The sequence below is a fragment of the Micromonospora sp. NPDC023633 genome, from assembly GCF_040640035.1.
Classification (GTDB): domain Bacteria; phylum Actinomycetota; class Actinomycetes; order Mycobacteriales; family Micromonosporaceae; genus Micromonospora.
Window position 1 is genome coordinate 75,004 of record NZ_JBFABB010000015.1, and the last position, 18,739, is coordinate 93,742.

Sequence of the window (18,739 nt, forward strand, 5' to 3'; positions counted from 1 at the left end):
AATGGATGCCCATCGTCCCCCGGCGACGCCCTGTCAGCGCCGCAGGACGCTCCGGTGTTGCGCCTTGCGGTACGTTCACCAACCATGGCCCTCGCGACGCTGACCGTGGACCAGGTGCTGGCCTGGCGGTCCGGTCGACACCTGCTGCACCGGCCGGCGGGCGTACGCCCCGTCGACGTGGTCGGCCGCCTGGTCGGGGTGCAGGCACAGGTCGCCTCCGCCGCCGAGCAGGCCGTCGCCGCGCGGCAGGCCGACCCCCGGCCCGGCGGGGTCGCGGGTGCGCTCGCCGGGCGGCTCCTGGTGCGCACCTGGGCCATGCGCGGCACCCTGCACCTGATGCGCGCCGAGGACGCCCCGGCCTGCCTGTCCCTGCTGGCCGCCGGCCGGTTCTGGGAGAAGGGCTCGTGGCAGCGCGCCTTCGTGACCGTCGACCGGCTGGCGGCGATCGCCGAGGCCGCCGCCGCCGCGCTGGACGGACGCACGCTCACCCGGGAGCAGCTCACCGCCGAGATCGTCGAACGCACCGGGGACCGGACGGTCGCCGCGCACCTCGACTCCGGGTGGGGGGCGGTGCTCAAGCCGCTGGCCTGGCAGGGCCTGCTGGTGCAGGGGCCGGCCGAGGGCAACCGGGTCACCTTCACCCGACCGGAGACGCTGCTGCCCGGCTGGCCGGGCCTGCCCGAGCCGGCGGAGGCGGCGTCCCGGGTGGTGCCGGCCTGGCTGGGCGCGTACGGGCCGGCCAGCCCGGAGACCTTCGACCAGTGGCTGAGCCGGGGCGGCTCGAAGCGGGCCGCGCTGCGCGGCTGGTTCGCCCGCCTCGTCGACGCGGGCGAGCTGGTGCCGGTGACCGTCGGCGACCGGCCGGCGTACGCCCGGGCCACGGACGTGGACGAGATCGCCGCCGCCCGCCCCGACGACGCCATACGCCTGCTTCCCGCGTTCGACCAGTGGGTGCTCGGGCCGGGCACGAAGGACACGACGATCGTCCCGGCCGACCGCCGCTCCTCGGTCAGCCGGGCCGCCGGGTGGATCTCGCCGGTGGTGGTGCACCGGGGCCGGGTCGTGGGCACCTGGGAGGCCCGCGACGGGGAGCCGGTGGTGGACCTGTGGCCGGAGTCGCCGCCGGTGCCGGCCGACGGGCTCGATGCCGAGCGGGCGCGCGTGCGGTCGTACCTGTCTGGGGGCGGCGATGCGTGACCTGCTGCCGCCGGCCGTGGCGGTGGCCGTGGCCGGGGCGTCGGACTGGACGGGCGAGCTGCTGCCGGCCGAGCGGGCCTGCCTGGGCGAGCGCGCGGTCCAGAGCCGCCGCCGCGACTTCACCGCCGGGCGGGTCTGCGCCCGCCGCGCGATGGCCGCCCTCGGCGTGCCCCCGGTCGCGGTGCCGGCGGCAGCGGACCGGTCGCCGGTCTGGCCGGCCGGCGTGGTCGGCGCCATCACGCACACCCACGGCTACTGCGCGGCGGTCGCGGCCCGCGCCGGCGAGGTCCGGTCGGTCGGCATCGACGCCGAGGGGCACCGCGAGCTCAACGCGGGCGTACGCCGGCTGATCTGCCTGCCCGAGGAGGAGGACCGGTGCGCCCGCCTGCCGGCGGGGACCTCCTGGCCGGCGGTGGTGTTCAGCGTCAAGGAGACGGTCTACAAGGTGTGGCACCCGGTCGTCGGCACGTGGTTGGACTTCCACGACGCGCTGGTGGAGCTCGATCCGGACGCCGGCACGTTCACCGCCCGCATCGCGCCCGCGCGGCGCGACGCCGCCCCGGTGCCCGAGCCGCCCGCGCTGGTCACCGGCCGGTTCAGCGTCGACGACGCCCTGGTCCGCACCGCCGCCGTGCTGCTGCCCCGTTGACCCGGGCAGAGGATCCGAACAGGGGACAGCGCGGCGCTGCCGGAGACGCGAAGATGGTCCGTTGTCCGCGCACGGTAGCGTCAGCCGCGTTTGCCGTCGTCGCCAGGTGCCTAGGAGTACGGTGAGTCACCCCCCGCCCCCTTACGGGCCTCATGATCCGAACCAGCCGAACCCGGAGCAGCAGCCACAGCCGTACCCGACGGCCCCGATGCCGCAGTTCCCCGGCGAACAGGGCGGCTACCCGCCCCAGCCGCCCACCTCCGGCGCCCCGCAGGCCACGGGCGACCCGTGGACCCCCCTCCCGCCCGTGCCGCCGCAGCAGTCGGCCGGCGACCCGTGGGCCGCGCCGCAGCCGCCGGTCTCCGGGGCCCCGCAGCCCCCGGTGTCGGGCGCGCCCGGCGAGCCGTGGGCGCCACCGATCTCCGGAGCGCCGCAGCCCCCCGTGTCCGGGATGCCGCAGCCACCGATCTCCGGAGCGCCGCAGCCCCCCGTGTCCGGGATGCCGCAGCCGCCGGTCTCCGGAGCGCCGCAGCCCCCTGTGTCCGGGATGCCGCAGCCGCCGGTCTCCGGAGCGCCGGGCCAGCCGTGGGCCGCCCCGCACCAGCCGACCTCGGGCACCCCCTACCCGCCGGTGTCCGGCACGCCCGGCTACCCGCCCGGCCCGCAGGGATACCCGCCCGCCGGGCCCGGCTACCCGCTGGGTGCGCCGCATCCGGTCGCCCCGCCGAAGAAGAACAAGACCGTCCTGATCGTCGTGGCCGTCGTGGCCGTGCTGGCCCTGCTCTGCTGCGTCGGCGGCATCGTCGCCCTCGTCGCCGGCGCCAACAAGGCGGCGGACGACCTGGAGAAGGCCCTGCCCGCCCCGGGGACCACCAACCTGCAGCCGGACGGCCCGTCCCCGTCGGCGAGGGACGGCGAGAACTTCAACCTGAAGCCCGGCGCCACCCTGGTGGTCGCCGACGACGAGGGAACCCTCGAGATCACGGTCACCCGGTTCACCACGGAGACCAAGGGCTGCCGGACGTACGCCCCGGACCCGGACAAGGGCATGTACCTGATCGCCCACGTCACCGCGACGGTGACCAAGGGCAAGAGCTCCATCAACCCGTTCTACTTCGAGTGGGTGGCCGCCAACGGCACCACGGCCAACGGCCTGGCGAGCGCGCTCTCCGGCTGCGGCGACACGCTCGGCTCCGGCAACAACCTGCGCGAGGGCAGCAAGCGGGCCGGCACGGTGGTGTTCAACGTGGCCGACAAGAACGGCGCGTTGGAGTACCGGCACAAGTTCGAGACGGCCGGCTCCTGGAAGCCGTGATCCGCAGATGGTGACGGGAGGCCGGCCCCCTCGGGGCCGGCCTCCCGTCTTTGCCGGCCGATCCCCCGGCGGCCGTCCCGGCCCGGGGCTCGCCGCTCGTCAACGCCCCTGCTCCAGCAGGTCGGCGACCGTGACCAGCGGGGTCACCAGCGACGGCAGCAGGGCGGGATCCTCCAGCCGGCCGCGCCGGTAGGTGATCAGCTCCGCCTCCCGCACGCTCCAGCTCGGCACCGCCCCCGCCAGGTGTGCGGCGATCAGGGTCGGCCCGACCAGCGCCTGCTGCCCCGGCGCCGCCGCGGCCACCCGCCACTGCCGGTCGAACTCCTCGTGCCCGGTGGCGTAGGTGTCGCTGCCGAACAGCGCGCGACCCAGCTTCGAGAACGCGTGTCGCGGTCCGACCGCGAGCGCCGGGAACGCCCGGCGCAGCCACACCGAGCAGACGACGTACGTGTGGGTCTGCGAGCTGGTCGTCTGGTTGCCGTCCGCGCCGGTGGAGCTGTGCGTCTCGGTGTACGCGTACTCGGCCACGCAGACGGGGCGGCCGTGCATCGTCCCGGTCAGCGCGAACCGCACGCCCCGTCGGCTCCGGCCCGGCACCCGGTCGGTCCAGGTGATCTCGGGCCGCTCGACGAACGTCCAGCCGTACCGGGCGGCCCACTGTCGCCAGTGTTCCCGCCGCTCCCGCTCCCGCCGGTGGGCCGCCACCACCAGCGCGACGAGGCCCGCCACGAGGAGGACGGCCACCGCCGCGCAGCCACCCAGCCAGAACACGCTCGCCATCCGCTCCACGGGCGGCAGCGTAGTGACCGCCCGCACGCGCGCCGATGGGACTGTCGCGGACCCGGCTGCCGGCTCCGTTACGGGGTTCCCTCGACGCCGCGCCGCGCGTTCGTCACCCCGTGTCGTCGTGACCCCTGCCGACCCACTGATCCCACCCCAGACGTCCACGCGATCCATTGATCCTCATCTGGGGGCGCTGTTTAGCTCACGGCGGCAGCGTCGACGACGAGGCTGAATATCTGCCGACACACCAGGAAGAGATCCACAGTGAACAGAGTGACGACGGTCCTGCGCCGGATCGCCGCGGCCGCGAGCGCCATGCTGGTGGTTGCCGGGGCCGCGGTCGTCGGGGCCACGCCGGCCTCCGCCGCGAACTACTACTACGAGATGCCGTACCCGGCGGGCGAGTCCTACCGGGTCACCCAGGGGCCGGAGGGCACCTACTCGCACGTCGGCCCGTACAACGAGTACGCCTGGGATTTCGGGCTGCCGGCGAACTACGAGGTCTCCGCCTCGCAGGGGGGCACCATCATCATGTCGAACTGGTCGCCGTACTGGCAGAACGGCATCGAGGTGATCATCCGGCACTCGAACGGCCAGTGCACCCACTACGCCCACCTGAACCGGGCGATCTACAACGCCGGCACCTGGGTGCCGCAGGGCCGGGTCATCGGCTGGTCGGGCAGCACCGGCGCGTCCACCGGCCCGCACCTGCACTTCCAGGTCATCAACTGCAACACCCGGGTGGGCATCCCCGCCACGCTCCAGGGCTGGACGCCGTACACCGGCTCCTGGCCGGTGAGCGTGAACTACTACGCCTGATCCGACCCGCCGCGCTCACGTCCGAGCCCGCATCAGTGGGAATCGCGCATCGCCACTATCCCCTGGCTGATAATCCCATCTATTGATGGAAACGCTTCCAGCGCGCCTCGGCGACGGCCGGTCCGGCGCCCGGATGTCGCGGCCGGGGTGTCGGCACGTGCCGGCACCCCGGCCGAGGGGAGCACCATGATGGAGGGAAGTCGGATGGCGGCACGGACGGACGACGCGGTCGAGTTGAGCGTGGTCATACCCACCTACCAGGACGCGCAGTGCCTGGCGCTGACGCTGCGGTCGCTCACCCGGCAGACGGTGAGCCCCGAGCGCTTCGAGGTGGTCGTGGTCCGCGACGGCGGCTCCCCCGCCGGATACGCCGAGGCCGTCGAGGCGGCCGCCGGGCTCGACCTCCGCCTCCTGGAGTTCCCCAGGCGACGGGGACGCTCCGCCGCCCGCAACGAGGCGGTCCGGCGCACCCGGGCGCCGCTGTTGCTGTTCCTCGACGCCGACTCGTACGCCTCCCCGCAACTGCTGGAGCGCCACCTGGCCCACCATGCGGTCGCCGGCCGGCCCGCCGTGCTGATGGGCCGCCGCGACGAGCTGAGCCTGGAACACGTCGAGGCCGCCCTCGACGACCGGGAGCTGACCGACGTCCCCCGCCGCCGCGCGGACCGCGCCGGGGACCTGCGCTTCCCGCACGGTGAGCCGCCGGGGCAGGACTGGCTCCGGGCGGGCTGGGCGCTCGCCTACACCCACAACATCTCGCTCGCCCGGGACCTGTTCGACCGGGCCGGCGGGTTCGACGAGCGCTCCGGGCTGCGCTGGGGCCTGGAGGACATCGAGCTGTTCTACCGCGTGCACCGGCACCTCGGCGTGACCGGGTCGAACTTCGCCTACGACGACGAAGCCCGGGCCTTCCACCTCCCGCACCACCGCAACACCGACCGCAACTGGACCGACTTCGCGGCCAACCGGGGCCTGCTGACCGGGCAGTACCACGTCATCGAGTGGGAGTTCTACGGCCTGCTGGACGTGTACGACTCGCTGGAGCGCATCGTGTACTACCGCGCCGCGGCCACGGACTGCGCACAGCGCTCGGCGTGCCGGATCGGGCCGGCGTACGACCGGCTCGCCGACCGCCTGCCCGGCCCCCGCGTGCTGTGGGTGGGCACCGGCGGTGAGCGGGCCGGCCTGCCGACCGGCGCGCTGACCTTCGACTACGCCGCCCCGCCCGGCCCGACCAACTACCACCTGGTCGGCATGGACCCGCCCATCCCACCGGGCAGCCTCGACGCGGTGGTCAGCGTCGACTTCTGGCGGTACCTGCGGTGGGACGACCTCTGCCGGTTCGTCAACACCTCCGGCCGGCTGGCCCGCGAGGTGCACCTGGTCTGCACCGGCGACCCCGGATCGGCGCCGCTCACCCCCGGGCCGGCGGTGCTGGACTACCTGCGCCGCGCCCTGAGCGACGCGTTCGCCACCAACCTCGCCCACGTCGACGGGCTCGGCGAGGTGCTGACCCTGCGCCCGCTGACCCCGGCACGCAGGAGCCCGGCGCGGGTGTGACGTTTCCGCAGGCGTCCGTCGACGGAGACGGGCGCCTGCCGCCCTGCGGCCGCCGCACGGATCGGAAAAGGCCGCCTCCGACGAGCGGAAACGGCCTTGAGCTGGGTGGAGTTGAGGGGATTCGAACCCCTAATGCCGTAGGCCGGGCGGAGATCGTCTGCAAACGGGCAGATCTGGCCCCTGATCAGGGCTGGAGCCCTCAGCACCTCTCGACGTTTACAGGCGCTTCCGGGCTCAGTTGTGCCGGATCTGTGCCCGATGATCATGCCAGACCATCGAACTTGATCGAGCTGTCGGCGTACGGGTTCCGCTACAGAGTCAAGGTACGCGCTGACGTACAAAGATCCGTCCGCTCCGAGAAGCAGCGTGCCGCTGGCCATCGGCCCAGCCAGCCTCCGTGCCAACACCTACGCTCAGTTACCGGCACGCAGTCGGCCAACGCCCGGATCGCGGCATGAGAATGCACCGATGAATCGGGGCGTGCCGACGATGGCACGCCGATGTCTTGGTTGTTCGCGCTTCGGGCGATGGCGGGTGGAGAGCGGCGCCTGGCCTGGTCGCACGCAACACGGGCTGAACACCTACGCGTGGACGAGGCCCGCCAGTCCCCGCTGGCCGGCCGCGCGGCGTCGAGTCAGTCCTCGTCGGCCAGTTGCCAAAGGTGCAGGGCCGTCCTGTCGTTGGAGACCGTGTACCAGGCGCCCTGCCCTGCCGATCGAGGAGATCCCGAGACAGGGAAGGGGTAGGCGATCCGGCCGCGCAGGGCCATCGTGCGTGGGTCGACAAGCCAGTGGCGGGGGACCTCAGCGTAGTACTCGGTGCCGACCACAGCGGTGTCGTCGTACGGGAACGCCGCCTCGTAGTCCCAACAAACGCGGTCGTCGTTCTCGCTTGAGGGAGGGGGCACGGCTTCCTCGGCGTTCAGACGCCGCAATTCCATGCCATCCTCCGCCCGGTGCAGGTAGAGGGCCCACTGCCCGGGATCGGTGGTCAGGAAGTGGTCCCCGGAGGGGCTCACAGCGAGGAGGACCTCCTCGACGAACCGGTGGACAGTGAGCCTCGTGCCATCCCAGTGTCCCCAGAGCACGGGCGAGTCCTCCTCGCCCTCGCCGACAGTCAGGCCCATGTACGCCGGGTTGGGATGGGGGAAGTGGTAGGAACCCGATCCCACGGTCATCGTCTCGGCCCGGGTCAGCACCGTGCCGTCGGCGGGGTCGAGGATCAGCCATTCCTCCTTGATGTCGGGCCCGGCGTAGTTGCGGATGTGGGCCCAGAAGAGCTTGCCGTCCGAGGAGAATGCCGCCGAGCCGCTGTCCGCGTGGCCGTGGTGGTAGTCGTCGGCGTACTCGGAGAACGAGGCATGGGCCTGGGTGCACACGGCGGCGGACCAGCAACCGTGCCGGATTTCCCACCGTACGGCGCCGGTCGAATCCACGGCTCGCAACGCGTGCAACCCGGCGAACACGGCGACATCACCCATGGGAGAGACCGCCGCCGAGCCGTACCGGCGAGGCCAGGGCGCGGGGAAGCGGACCTCCGTCCCCTCCCCGTCCAGGTCGCGGACGGCCAGCTCGGTGTCCCCGCGCTGCACGAGTAGCCTGCGTCCGGGCCAGTGCAGCACTTGGGGAGGGTCTGCGGACGCCGGTTCCAGCGGTGCGGCCACGGTGGCGACAAGACGAGCGAAGGTCACGGAAGCCTCCGGCGCGCGTGGGGCGCGAAACAGGGGAACTGGGAAGCGTCCCACCATACGGGGAGCACCGGCGGCAACGGGCCGATGGCTGCGACAACGCGACGGAGGTGGACAGGCTCCGGCCGCTCCCGACGCGCTCACATCGGCAGATCAGGACGCCGCCAGGAACGGCCCGTCGCCACTCAACGTAATGATCGATCGTCCGCATCCCGATGTCGTCTGGCTCACTTCGGTGTTGACGGCTGACACTGAGGGCGACAGGGCGACCTGTCACGCCTCGTTCGTCGGCGGCCTGCGGTCTATTCAGTGCGGCTTTACGAACGTGCCCTTCCCAGGCACGACGTAGACCAGGTCCTCAGCAACCAACACCCGAACCGTATGCAGGATGGTGCCGCGCGCCAGGCCGTACTCCTGTTGGAGCCGGGCCACGCTCGGGATCGGCCGGTTGGGCGGCAAGTCTCCGCGCTCGATCCGCTCGCGCAGGATCGCCGCCAACTGCTGGTAGACCGGCACCGGCCCTTCGGGGTCGATCACGTCTCGACAGTAGGTGGGCAGAGTCTGCACTGGTCAGGCTTGGTAGACCATGGACCACCATGTACCGGTTGGGATATGGTGCGGCTACCCGCTGTGCTGGTCGTGGAGAATCCGAACTCGCCCCGGTGCGGCGGCATCCCTGCCCGGCTGGGGCTCCTCCGACTCGGCCGGGCAGGGCAACCTTCGAGCAGGAAGGGCCTTCATGCCTGCCGAACAGGCAGGGCCGAGCGTGGGCCAAGCCGCAGCCCTGCCCGCCCAAGCCTGGTGATGAGCTGTGGATCGGGCCGGGAAGCGTCGGTGCAGTTCGCACGGGGGCAACGCTATCGACAAGCGGGAGATCTTCGTCCGGCTGGCCGGCCTTCACTCTGCCTCACGTCGTGCCGCTGGTCCGGCTACACCTTGACGAGTACGCGGGCACGGAGCGACTGTTCGTGAGCCGGGATGGAACGCCACTGCGGGGCAACACCTTGTACCAGGCGTTCGTCCGGGCACGAAAGAAGGTCGGTCTTGATGATCTGACCTTCCACGACCTGCGGCACACCGGGCAGAACTCGCCGGTACCTGCACGCCGTCGACGGCCGTGACCGCGAGATCGCCAAAGCTCTGTCAGACCTGGCCGCGCACGGTGATGTCGCACGGCTGCCCCGACACATCACGAGGCGGAGCTAATCGCATGGCGGATCGCACGGCGACCTCCGGCGGCTCTCCGACCTGCGAAATGCACGTTCCTGAAATCGGGAGGCTTCCGGTTCTACGCCGGAGGGGGACTCTGCTTCACCTTCCGTGGGGCCGGCGCTGGGTGGCTTCTTCGGAGGCGACGGTCCGGGCAGCATCGACGGCAGGACTGGGCTGGAAGACGTCACCTGTCGCCCCGGCTCCGCTGGGTTTGGTGCGCCTGGCGCCTCTGAGGCGCCGCACCGCCTCGGCTGCGGCCGCTCCCGCCGCAAACAGCCCCGCCATCAGTGGCCATGGAGTACGACGACGCTTCACGGCTTTTTGCCTCTTCGTAGCACGACGACGATCCACGACTGGTTGCCTCTTCAGGTACCTCTGCGCTGTCATTTCCTCATTGTCGGCACTCGCGCCGGACCAGGTGGCTAAATCGAGGCCCGCAAATGGTCCGGCTGACCCCGCCCGCGGGTTGCTGGCGAGAACGAGGGTGGAGGTCAGGTGCTGCGGCTGGTGCGGGGCAACACCCTGTATCAAGCGTTCGTCCGGGCGCGAAAGCAAGCCGGCCTCGACGACCTCACCTTCCACGACCTGCGGCACACCGGACAGACCCTTGCCGCCCAGACCGGCGCGACCCTGGCCGACCTCATGAAGCGACTCGGGCACTCGTCCATGGCTGCGGCTCGCCGGTACCTCCACGCCGTCGACAGGCGCGACCGCGAGATCGCCAAAACATCTCGAGATTCGCCGCGCACGGTGATGTTGCACGGCTGCCCCGGCACGTCACGATGCGGAGCTAGTTGCACGATGGCTGCACGGCGGGCTGCGGCGACTCTCTGACCTGCGGAAACGCGGGTGCCTGTCGATCTGATGGGCGCCTGGGGGCGGAGTCGGCTTTCGTGTCACGGTCCGGCACCCGGCGGACACCGCCACAGCGGCGCTCTTGACCTGAACCGAGACCGGCAGCGGAGCCGGCTCCTGGCCGATCGCCTCGACCCCGGCGGCTGCCCACCCCCTTCCAGGCGATGGTTTTGACCTGACCTGGATTCGGTCGTGGCTGGCACGGGGGGTCATCTGCTCGGCACCGCGGGCGCCGCCCCCATGCTTGGGGCTTGCCGGTCCTGCCCTGCGGGTCATCCTCGGCGCTCAGTCCCCGGCGGCGGCCCGTTCTGACGCCGGGGTCCACGAGGGGTTAGCCCGGTCGGCCGGGGGGCTGCACCGCGGCTGTCAAGGGCTTCCCCTGATACGCCGTGCGCCGGGGCGTGACCGGCCGCCAGGCCGCACGCGCGCCCCGGCGCGAACACGGCGGCGGGCCGCAGGCCCGCCCTTGACCAAGTAAAGAAAGTTTGAACACACTATGCTTCGGCCATAGGTCAAGTCGCTGGCGACCAGTTCATAGCATTGGTTCATGCCGACGTATGCATGGACAGTCCTCGCGATCGCTACCGTCGTTGCGTTGGCCTCAATGGCGTGGCTCCGGCGCTCTCGGCGTGGCAGACCGCGCACAAGGGAACAGCAGCGCCGAGACGCGGTGCGGGCTGCGCGGTCAATACGCAGGAATTCACTCCGCCCGAACCGGGACATCTTCGAGCGGGGCCACAGTGTGCCGGATCGGCACTCTAACGCCATCTTTGAGAACGGCGCCTTGGGTGATGGGGCCGGCGGTGGTGGAGGCGGCGGGGACTAACAAGGGCGAAAGGTTGTGCTTCCCCCGACCTCAGGCGTCCATTCGCTCGACCAAAACGTCAGCAATCTTCCGCATGCTGGTCACCACTACATCGGCTCCGGCTGCTCGGAACCTCTCGACCTTGGCTGGGCGGTTCGCGTACCCAATTACTCGCACTCCGGCCGCACGTGCTCCGTCGATGTCCGTGAGCGAGTCGCCGACCAGCACGCACCGGCTCGGCGGCTCACCTACGGCGTACACGGCTTGCAGGATCGGTTCAGGGTTGGGCTTCATACAAGCGGGGTCGGCGTACGCCCGGCCGACCACTGGGGAGATGTACCCGGCGAGCCGGTGCGCCGTGAGGTAAGCGCTCACTGCACCGGCCGAGTTGTTGCTTACCACTGCCACCGACATCCCGGCCTGCCGGGCAGCCACGATGACCTCTCGGCCGTACGGCGTCGGTTCGGCACTCTCGACGGCCTGGCGCTCGGCTGCACAGAGCGCGTCCTCTACCGCCCACGTGATGCCGTAGTCGCCGGCAGCGCCAATGCGGCGTAGTACCTCAAGCGGATCCGGCTCGCTGACCAGATCCGGCGGTGACTCGATGCCGCGTCGGTGCAGCACGTTGACCAACTCGGCGGCAACCTGCGGTGCGGGGTAGCCCGCAAACACGCTGCACACCGGCCCGTCGAAGTCGAGCAGCACGGCGCCAACCTCGGCAAGCAGCCGGTCAAGGTCGGCGCTCATCCGTCGTACCGGTAGGCGATGGTCGACCACACGGAGTCGAACCACTGGCGGGACGCTTCCACGAACTGTGTGCCGTGGGAAGCGTCATCGTCGGTGACCGCGTAGTGGAACAGCGGCACGTCCTTACCCATCAGGTCGTAGATCGCCATCGGCTCTCCCTTGATGGTGACGGTGCGTTCCACAACCGGGTAGAAGCCGTAGAAGACCTCGTCGCCGTTGAGGATGTAGAGCTCGAACAGCGGGGCTGCCCGATGCATCCGTACCTCAACGGTGGTCGACCGGATGAGCCCGAGGTCGCCCAGCTCAGTGACCTGGTCGATGATGCCGTCTGCCGCTCGGCGGGTGATGCGCTCCGCGCGTTCGCGTACGACCGGATCGTCCGCCTGAGTCTCGGCCCGTGCGGGCAGCGCCATGGGCGTGGTCATGTCGGAGATCAGGACCCGGACCAGTACGGCGGGTTCTACCTCGCTCGACCGAAGTCCGGCTCCGTTGGTGATGTGGACTTGGATGATCACGTAGCGCTAGTGCTCGGGGAGCACGTCCGCAAGTACCCGCCCGCGTTGGTGGAGTTGCCCGACATCACCGGGGGGACCCCCGATCCGGGGAAGCAGGCGAAGCGCCGGGCGGTCTCGCTGTTGTTCACCGACGACCAGGGCAAGCCGATTCACGATCAGCGTTGGTCCGACCTGTGGCGTGGTTGGCACAAGGCTGCGGGTTGGCCCGAGGAAGGCACGTTTCACTCCCTGCGGCACTACTTCGCAACTCGCCTGATCACCTCGGGTGCCGACCCTACTGACGTGCAGAACGCGCTACGGCATTCCAGCCTGCGGATCACGCTGGAGACGTATGTGCACTGGTGGCCGAAGAAGAACCGGCGTCGCAACATCGTCAGCACGGCGCTTCGCGAGGCTGCGGGGGACTGCCCTGGTGTAAGGCTTCCGCGCTGAGTTGTGCCGGATCTGTGCCCAATGATCAATGGCCAGCGTTTCCGCTGGCCATTGGCATATTGGGTGGAGTTGAGGGGATTCGAACCCCTGACCCCCTCGATGCGAACGAGGTGCGCTACCGGACTGCGCCACAACCCCTCCGCCGGCGGACCGGCATCGGTCCCACCCGGCTTTAACCGGGCGGGCCGGCGCCAAGGTTAACAGGTTCACCGCCCCCGCCGCGAATCCACCCCCCGCGCAGCGGGGTCTTGGTGCGAAACCGCCCCTCCAGGGGCCACCAGCTTCCAAGATCGCGGAACAGAGCCCCCCGGCGGCCACCGGGGCGAAAGTCGGTGGACATCGCGGGCTTCGGCGAGCAGCGTGGGGCGCATGCGACAGGAAGACGTCTGGGACGACGACACCGCCCGCCGCTACGACACCCCCGGCACCGGCATGTTCGCCCCCGAGGTGCTGGGGCCGACCGTGGACCGCCTCGCCGAGCTGGCCGCCGGCGGGGCGGCGCTCGAATTCGCCGTCGGCACCGGCCGGGTGGCCGTTCCGCTCGCCGCGCGCGGGGTGCCGGTCAGCGGCATCGAGCTGTCCCGCCCGATGGTGGAGCGGCTGCGGACGAAGGTGGACGAGGCGACCGTTCCGGTGGTGGTCGGCGACATGGCGACCGCCACCGCCCCGGGCGAGTTCTCGCTGGTCTACCTCGTCTACAACACGATCTCGAACCTGCTCACCCAGGCCGGGCAGGTGGCCTGCTTCCGTAACGCCGCCCGCCACCTCGCCCCGGGCGGCCGGTTCGTGATCGAGTTGTGGGTGCCGGAGCTGCGCAAGCTCCCACCGGGCCAGGAGGCGACGGTCTGGTCGTCCGAGCCGGGGTACATCGGCCTGGACACCTACGACGTGCTGCAGCAGCACGTCGTGTCGCACCACTTCCAGTTCGACGAGAGCACGCACGCCCGGCTGTTCCGGTCGCCGCACCGCTACATCTGGCCGGCGGAGCTGGACCTGATGGGTCAGCTGGCCGGGTTCGAGCTGGAGAGCAGGCACGCGGACTGGTCCGGCGCCGAGTTCACCGCCGACTCGCGGTCCCACGTGTCCGTCTACCGCCTGCCGACCCCGAACTGACGCGTCGCGGGCCGGGCGGAACCGACCGCCGGCCACGAACGGTGCGCGGCAGGCCCCCGCATCAGGCCGAGTGGGAGCCGCGGCCGGACTGGTAGGGGCGGCCGCGCAGGCCGCCCGAGCGGCGGTAGGAGACGGAGCCGCCGTTGGCCGCCGCCGGCAGGTCCGCCGGGCGGTCCAGGCCCATCGCGGCGCGGCGTACCACCTCGCGCTGGGCCGCCAGGCGGCGCTGCGCCTCCCGGCGGGCCGCCGCCCGGCGGGCCTGTTCCCGCCGCACCTCGGCCTGCCGGGCGGCCAGCCACGCCGCCTCCCGGGCCCGCGCCCGCCGCCGCCGGCGATCCGCCAGGGCCAGCCGCCGCAGGTGTACGACGTACGCGACCAGCAGCGCGGCGGTGACCCCGAAGCTGATCCAGAAGCCGGGGCTGACCACGATCACGCCGATCAGCTCGACGAAGTTCAGCAGCAGCAGCGCGGCGAGCACCCGGCGGCGCCGGTAGACGGCGGGGGCGTGCTGCCGGCGGGGCGGCGGCCGACGCCGGCCCTTCCTGGCGGCCGGCGGCACGGCGCGCAGCCGCTTCGACCGGCGCGCGGCGGGGGGCGCGGAGACCGGCGCGGAGAGGCCGCCCGTGTTCGCATCCTCACTGAGGGTGATGACGAGGCTGCGGGGCGGGTGCACCGGGCGGCGCCCCGGCACAGTGCGGCGCCGCCGGCGGCGCTGCAGCACCCGCGCCGTCGACTGCGCCCGCTCCGCCACCAGCCGCTCGGTGGCGTCGTACCGGCGAACCAGCGCCGGGGCGAGGGCGAGCAGACCGGCGGCGGCGAGGACGGCGAGGAGCACCGAGGTCGGCACCCTCACCCCTCCCGTCACCGAATTCGGAGCAACCGCCGTCCGACCGCAGGATCTTCCACCGATCGTGGTCGGGTGCGCGGATCGTACGGATGGAGCAGCGCTTGCCACAGCTTGCAGTTACTTGAGGTTACGGGCCGTGGACGCGGATGCTGACACGCCGCGCCGATCCCGTGCGTGGGACGGCTCACCCCGTGGTGGCGCGGATCCGGTGCCAGCGGGCCAGCAGCCCACCCTCGGCGACGACCTCCTCACTGGTCATCGCGTATCCGATGTGGTCCCGCCATGCACCGTCGATGTGCATGTAGCGCACGTGGTACGACTCCTCGCGGAAGCCCAGCTTCTCCACCACCCGCCGGGACGGCCGGTTCTCCGGGCGGATGTTCACCTCGACCCGGTGCAGCCCGCCCACGCCGAACGCGTGGTCGACCGCGAGCGCCAGCGCGGTGGGGATGACGCCGCGACCGGCCACCCGGGAGTCCACCCAGTAGCCCACGTACCCGGAGCAGAACGCCCGCCGCACGATGCTGCCCACATTGAGGTGGCCGACCAGCCGCTCCCGGCCGTCCTCGCGCAGGCAGACGGCGAACGGCATCCCCTCGCCGGTGCGCGCCGACCGGCGCTGGTCGCGGTACACCCAGCGGAACGCGGCCGGCGAGTTCAGCTCGTGCCAGTTCCCCGGCAGGGACGACTCCCACGGCGCGAGCCACTCCCGGTTGGCGCGGCGCACCTCCGACCAGACGGCGGCGTCCGAACGCCGGTAGGGCCGCAGCAGCACCGGCCCGTCGGCCAGCACCGCCGGCCAGCCGGGCGCCCGACCGACCCCGAACAGACTCACTGCACAGACCTTCCGCTCGCGACCGGAGAAACCCATGACCGGGCGGCACTCACCGAGCTGACCTTCCGTTCGCGACTACGGGGCTCGCAAGCTCACTCCTCGCGCTCACCGGCGCCGGTCCAGCAGGAGCACGTCCACCGTGGACCCGGCCGCCGCGGTGGTCACCCGCTCGCCGAGCACCATCAGCCCGTTCGCCTCGGCCAGCCCCGAGAGGGTGTACGGGCCACCGTTGAGCGGCTGCACCGTGTAGCCGCCGCCGCGCCGCTCGGCGACGTGCGCGGGGCGGAACTCGCGCAGCCCCACCGGGGACGAGATCGTCTCCAGCAGGTGCGCGCGGACGCTGGGCCGGAACACCGGTTCCGCCCCGGCCAGCAGGTTGATCGCTGGGCGGGCCAGCACCTCGAAGCCGATCAGGGCCGAGCCCGTGTCGCCGGGCAGGCAGACCACCGGCACCTCCTCGGCGCCGACCGTGCCGAAGCCGAGCGAGGTGCCGGGATAGAGCGCGACCTCGGTGAAGGTGACCGGGCCGGCCCGGCTGCCCTCCCGCCGGGAGAGGATCCGCCGCACCATGTCGCCCGGCCCGGTGCCGGTGCCGCCGGTGGTGATGATCAGGTCGGCGCGCAGCGTCTGGTCCTCCAGCAACCCGCGCAGCCCCTCCGGATCGTCGTCGCAGATGCCCACCCGGTACGCCAGTGCCCCCACCTCGGCGGCGGCGGCGGTCAGCGCGTGCGAGTTGGCGTCGACCGTCTGGCCGGGCTGGCTGCCCCGGCCCACGTCGACCAGCTCGTCGCCGGTGGCCACGATGACCACGCGGGGGCTGGGCCGGACCACGACGTGCCCGATGCCGGTGGCGGCGAAGACCGCCACCAGCGCCGGCGAGACGTAGGTGCCGGCCCGGGCCAGCAGGGTGCCGGCGGGCAGCTCCTCGCCCGCCCGGCGCACCCCGTACCCCCGTTTGGGGACGCGGAAGATCTCCACGGCGGCCATGCCCTGGTCGGTCCACTCGACCGGGACGACCACGTCCGCGGCGAGCGGCAGCGGCGCCCCGGCGGCGACGGAGAAGCAGGCGCCCGGGGTGAGCCGGACCGGCCGCCAGCTCGCCGCGCCGAGGTCGCCGACGACGTTGAGCCGGACGTTGCGCCCGCCCGGCCCGCCGGACTGGGACGGGACGTAGCCCACGCCCCGACCACCTCCGGAGATGTCCTCCCAGCGGGCCGCGTACCCGTCCACGGCCGCCTGGTCGAAGGCCGGGAAGGAGTGCGGCGCGACGACGTCCTCGGCGAGGACGTTGCCGTGTGCCTGGGTGAGGTCGAGGTCGAGCGGAGGCAGCGCGCGTAACCTGCGCAGCACGCTGCCCAGGTAGTCAGCGAGCGGCGTCAACTCGTTCGCGGCCGCCTCGGCGTCGGCCGACGCTGTCATGTACCAGTCACGCCCGACGCGTCGGAGTTGACGAAATCGGTCAGCCACTTGCGGAACTCGGCGCCGAGGTCGTCGCGCTCCGCGGCGATCTGCACCACGGTCTGGAGGTAGCCCAGCGGCATGCCGGTGTCGTAGCGGGTGCCCCGGTAGACGATCGCGTGCACCGGGGTGCCCTCGCTGCGCAGCAGCTCCATCGCGTCGGTGAGCTGGATCTCCCCGCCGCTGCCCGGCTTCGTCCGCCGGATCGCGTCGAAGATGGTGCTCGGCAGCACGTAGCGGCCCAGCACCGCGAGGTTGCTCGGCGCGTCCTCCGGCTTGGGCTTCTCCACCATGCCGGTGACCCGGACGACCTCGCCGACGTCGGTCAGCTCCGCCTCCGCCGGCTCCACCGAGGCGATGCCGTAGCGCTTCGTCTCGGCCGGGTCGACCTCGAAGAAGGCCAGCACCACGCCGCCGGTGCGCGCCTGGAGCTCCAGCATGGCCGGCAGCAGCGGCTCGGACGGCTTGACGAACTCGTCGCCCAGCAGCACCGCGAAGGGCTGGTCACCGACGTGCGACTCGGCGTAGCCGACCGCGTGGCCCAGGCCGAGCTGCTCGGGCTGCCGGCAGCTGTAGATCTCGGCCAGCTCGCTGGGGCCGCGCACGGCGGCCAGCCGCTCGGCGTCGCCCTTCGCCTCCAGCCGCGCCTCCAGGTCGGGGCGGCGGTCGAAGTGGTCCACCATCGACGTCTTGCCCCGCCCGGTGATCAACAGCACGTCACCGATGCCGGCCTGGGTGGCCTCCTCGACGATGTACTGCAGCACCGGGCGGTCGACCACCGGGAGCAGCTCCTTGGGCACCGCCTTCGTGGCCGGCAGGAACCGGGTGGCCAGACCGGCGGCCGGGATGACGGCCTTGACCGCGCGGGAGCGACCGGTTGCGGCGGTCGCCGTTGAGGGGTTCGCTGAGTGCTCCGACATGTCGCGAGACTATCGGCCACGGCTCTGTCGTGGAGGGTGAGGACCGGAAGACGCGCCGCCGCAGGGACCCGGCCGCACCGGGTCGGGTCCGGCCGGCGCGCTCCCCGGGACGGCGTCGGCCGGGTCGCCCGGTTCGGGACGGGTCCGGACCGGCTGGCGGGGAGCGCCGGCGCGCGGCATCCCGTCCTCGGGGGTGACCGCCGCGGCCGGGACGGGGATCTCCCGCGCCGGCGGCCCGGCCCGCACCTCGGCGATCCGCCAGGTGTCCCGGCCGGCCGCCTTGGCGGCGTAGAGCGCGTCGTCGGCGGCGTCCAGCACCTGCTGGCCGGTCCCGCCGTGGTCGGGGTGCACGGCGATGCCGATGGAGACGGTGACTCCGATGGCCACGGCCGCCCCGCCGTGCCCGTCGGCGGCGATCGGGGCGTCCCGGATCGCCGCGCCGAGCCGCTCCGCGACGATCGCCGCGCCCCGGGCGTCGGTCTCCGGCAGCAGCAGCACGAACTCCTCGCCGCCCTGCCGGAAGGCGAGGTCGACCTCGCGGATCTCGCCGCGCACCCGGCGGGCGAACTCGGCCAGCACGGCGTCGCCGGCCGCGTGCCCGTACGTGTCGTTGACGTCCTTGAACCGGTCCAGGTCGAGGGCGAGGACGCTGAGCATCCGGCCGAACCGGCTCGCCCGCTCGACCTCCCGGCGGATCGACTCGCGCAGGTAGCGGTAGTTCCACAGCCCGGTGAGCGGGTCGGTCAGCGAGAGCCGCTGCGCCTCCTCGTGCACCCGGACGTTGTCCACCGCCACCGCGGCGTGGCCGGCGAAGGTGCGCAGGGTGACGAGGTCGTCGTCGTCGAACTCGTCCGCGCCGAGCCGGTCGTAGAGGGCCAGCACGCCGAGCGCCCCGGCCGGGGCGGCCGGCTCCGACCCGTGGCGGCCGGCCGACCCGTCGCGGGCGGTGGCGTCGGGCGGGCCCGCCGTGCCGGGGGCGGCGAACGGCAC

Annotated in this window: 17 protein-coding genes, 1 tRNA gene and 1 pseudogene; 8 read left to right on the forward strand and 11 right to left on the reverse strand. The window is 72.3% G+C overall.

Going from position 1 to position 18,739, the window contains the following annotated elements; all coding sequences use genetic code 11:
* Positions 1–84: 84 nt before the first annotated feature.
* The 3 genes from AB0G13_RS07235 to AB0G13_RS07245 all read left to right on the forward strand — a co-directional run bounded on the left by AB0G13_RS07235 (position 85) and on the right by AB0G13_RS07245 (position 3,161).
* A complete protein-coding gene (locus AB0G13_RS07235) occupies positions 85–1,197 on the forward strand; it encodes a crosslink repair DNA glycosylase YcaQ family protein (RefSeq protein ID WP_357870176.1) in 1,113 nt (370 codons plus the stop codon).
* Positions 1,190–1,846 (forward strand): 4'-phosphopantetheinyl transferase superfamily protein, encoded by a 657-nt coding sequence (locus tag AB0G13_RS07240; protein ID WP_357870179.1) that lies wholly within the window; start codon positions 1,190–1,192, stop codon positions 1,844–1,846. Before AB0G13_RS07235 ends, AB0G13_RS07240 begins: the two co-directional genes overlap by 8 nt.
* Positions 1,847–2,054: 208 nt before the next feature.
* Positions 2,055–3,161 (forward strand): hypothetical protein, encoded by a 1,107-nt coding sequence (locus AB0G13_RS07245; RefSeq protein ID WP_357870181.1) that lies wholly within the window; start codon positions 2,055–2,057, stop codon positions 3,159–3,161.
* A 99-nt stretch (positions 3,162–3,260) separates the two neighbouring features.
* Here the strand turns inward: AB0G13_RS07245 and AB0G13_RS07250 are convergent, their stop codons facing one another.
* A complete protein-coding gene (locus tag AB0G13_RS07250; RefSeq protein WP_357870184.1) occupies positions 3,261–3,977 on the reverse strand; it encodes a hypothetical protein in 717 nt (238 codons plus the stop codon).
* Between the two features lie 240 nt (positions 3,978–4,217).
* Here AB0G13_RS07250 and AB0G13_RS07255 point away from each other — a divergent pair, with 240 nt between their 5' ends.
* On the forward strand, positions 4,218–4,763 hold the full coding sequence (locus tag AB0G13_RS07255) for a M23 family metallopeptidase (RefSeq protein WP_357870187.1): 546 nt from the start codon (positions 4,218–4,220) through the stop codon (positions 4,761–4,763).
* A gap of 204 nt (positions 4,764–4,967) precedes the next feature.
* Positions 4,968–6,323 (forward strand): glycosyltransferase, encoded by a 1,356-nt coding sequence (locus AB0G13_RS07260; RefSeq protein WP_357870190.1) that lies wholly within the window; start codon positions 4,968–4,970, stop codon positions 6,321–6,323.
* A gap of 634 nt (positions 6,324–6,957) precedes the next feature.
* Here AB0G13_RS07260 and AB0G13_RS07265 read toward each other — a convergent pair.
* Together AB0G13_RS07265 and AB0G13_RS07270 are read right to left on the reverse strand one after the other, a co-directional pair.
* Entirely contained in the window at positions 6,958–7,944 is a 987-nt protein-coding gene (locus AB0G13_RS07265) for a hypothetical protein (protein ID WP_357870193.1), read from the reverse strand.
* A gap of 372 nt (positions 7,945–8,316) precedes the next feature.
* Positions 8,317–8,547: a winged helix-turn-helix domain-containing protein gene (locus AB0G13_RS07270; protein WP_357870196.1), complete on the reverse strand. Its 231-nt coding sequence runs from the start codon at positions 8,545–8,547 to the stop codon at positions 8,317–8,319.
* Between the two features lie 1,170 nt (positions 8,548–9,717).
* Here AB0G13_RS07270 and AB0G13_RS07275 point away from each other — a divergent pair.
* Positions 9,718–10,056: a tyrosine-type recombinase/integrase gene (locus AB0G13_RS07275; protein ID WP_357870198.1), complete on the forward strand. Its 339-nt coding sequence runs from the start codon at positions 9,718–9,720 to the stop codon at positions 10,054–10,056.
* An 877-nt stretch (positions 10,057–10,933) separates the two neighbouring features.
* On the opposite strand, the gene AB0G13_RS07280 is transcribed toward AB0G13_RS07275, so the two are convergent.
* Both AB0G13_RS07280 and AB0G13_RS07285 read right to left on the reverse strand, forming a co-directional pair.
* Positions 10,934–11,629, reverse strand: a complete 696-nt coding sequence (locus AB0G13_RS07280; RefSeq protein ID WP_357870201.1) for an HAD family phosphatase — start codon at positions 11,627–11,629, stop codon at positions 10,934–10,936.
* A pseudogene (locus AB0G13_RS07285) lies at positions 11,626–12,075 on the reverse strand (GntR family transcriptional regulator); the annotation flags it as partial. The gene AB0G13_RS07280 and the pseudogene AB0G13_RS07285, both read right to left, overlap by 4 nt.
* 117 nt (positions 12,076–12,192) lie before the next feature.
* Between AB0G13_RS07285 and AB0G13_RS07290 the strand changes: the two are divergent.
* Entirely contained in the window at positions 12,193–12,576 is a 384-nt protein-coding gene (locus tag AB0G13_RS07290; RefSeq protein WP_357870204.1) for a tyrosine-type recombinase/integrase, read from the forward strand.
* A 64-nt stretch (positions 12,577–12,640) separates the two neighbouring features.
* Here AB0G13_RS07290 and AB0G13_RS07295 read toward each other — a convergent pair.
* Positions 12,641–12,714, reverse strand: a tRNA-Ala gene (locus tag AB0G13_RS07295).
* A 231-nt stretch (positions 12,715–12,945) separates the two neighbouring features.
* Here AB0G13_RS07295 and AB0G13_RS07300 point away from each other — a divergent pair.
* On the forward strand, positions 12,946–13,689 hold the full coding sequence (locus AB0G13_RS07300; RefSeq protein WP_357870207.1) for a class I SAM-dependent methyltransferase: 744 nt from the start codon (positions 12,946–12,948) through the stop codon (positions 13,687–13,689).
* A 61-nt stretch (positions 13,690–13,750) separates the two neighbouring features.
* Here the strand turns inward: AB0G13_RS07300 and AB0G13_RS07305 are convergent, their stop codons facing one another.
* The 5 genes from AB0G13_RS07305 to AB0G13_RS07325 all read right to left on the reverse strand — a co-directional run.
* Positions 13,751–14,542 (reverse strand): hypothetical protein, encoded by a 792-nt coding sequence (locus AB0G13_RS07305; protein WP_357870209.1) that lies wholly within the window; start codon positions 14,540–14,542, stop codon positions 13,751–13,753.
* 178 nt (positions 14,543–14,720) lie between these two features.
* Entirely contained in the window at positions 14,721–15,371 is a 651-nt protein-coding gene (locus AB0G13_RS07310) for a GNAT family protein (protein WP_357870211.1), read from the reverse strand.
* Positions 15,372–15,476: 105 nt separating this feature from the next.
* On the reverse strand, positions 15,477–16,790 hold the full coding sequence (glp, locus tag AB0G13_RS07315) for a gephyrin-like molybdotransferase Glp (RefSeq protein ID WP_357870214.1): 1,314 nt from the start codon (positions 16,788–16,790) through the stop codon (positions 15,477–15,479).
* Complete coding sequence (locus AB0G13_RS07320; RefSeq protein ID WP_357870217.1) at positions 16,787–17,749, reverse strand: UTP--glucose-1-phosphate uridylyltransferase; 963 nt, start codon at positions 17,747–17,749, stop codon at positions 16,787–16,789. Before AB0G13_RS07320 ends, glp begins: the two co-directional genes overlap by 4 nt.
* A 9-nt stretch (positions 17,750–17,758) precedes the next feature.
* On the reverse strand, positions 17,759–18,739 hold a 981-nt coding region (locus AB0G13_RS07325; protein WP_357870219.1), incomplete at its 5' end, for a sensor domain-containing diguanylate cyclase.

Bases quoted from the DNA above. Each gene is read 5' to 3' on its own strand.
- AB0G13_RS07260 (WP_357870190.1), top strand. From the start codon at position 4,968: ATGGCGGCACGGACGGACGACGCGGTCGAGTTGAGCGTGGTCATACCC.
- glp (WP_357870214.1), bottom strand. From the start codon at position 16,790: ATGACAGCGTCGGCCGACGCCGAGGCGGCCGCGAACGAGTTGACGCCG.
- AB0G13_RS07245 (WP_357870181.1), top strand. From the start codon at position 2,055: ATGCCGCAGTTCCCCGGCGAACAGGGCGGCTACCCGCCCCAGCCGCCC.
- AB0G13_RS07320 (WP_357870217.1), bottom strand. From the start codon at position 17,749: ATGTCGGAGCACTCAGCGAACCCCTCAACGGCGACCGCCGCAACCGGT.
- AB0G13_RS07300 (WP_357870207.1), top strand. From the start codon at position 12,946: ATGCGACAGGAAGACGTCTGGGACGACGACACCGCCCGCCGCTACGAC.
- AB0G13_RS07280 (WP_357870201.1), bottom strand. From the start codon at position 11,629: ATGAGCGCCGACCTTGACCGGCTGCTTGCCGAGGTTGGCGCCGTGCTG.
- AB0G13_RS07235 (WP_357870176.1), top strand. From the start codon at position 85: ATGGCCCTCGCGACGCTGACCGTGGACCAGGTGCTGGCCTGGCGGTCC.
- AB0G13_RS07240 (WP_357870179.1), top strand. From the start codon at position 1,190: ATGCGTGACCTGCTGCCGCCGGCCGTGGCGGTGGCCGTGGCCGGGGCG.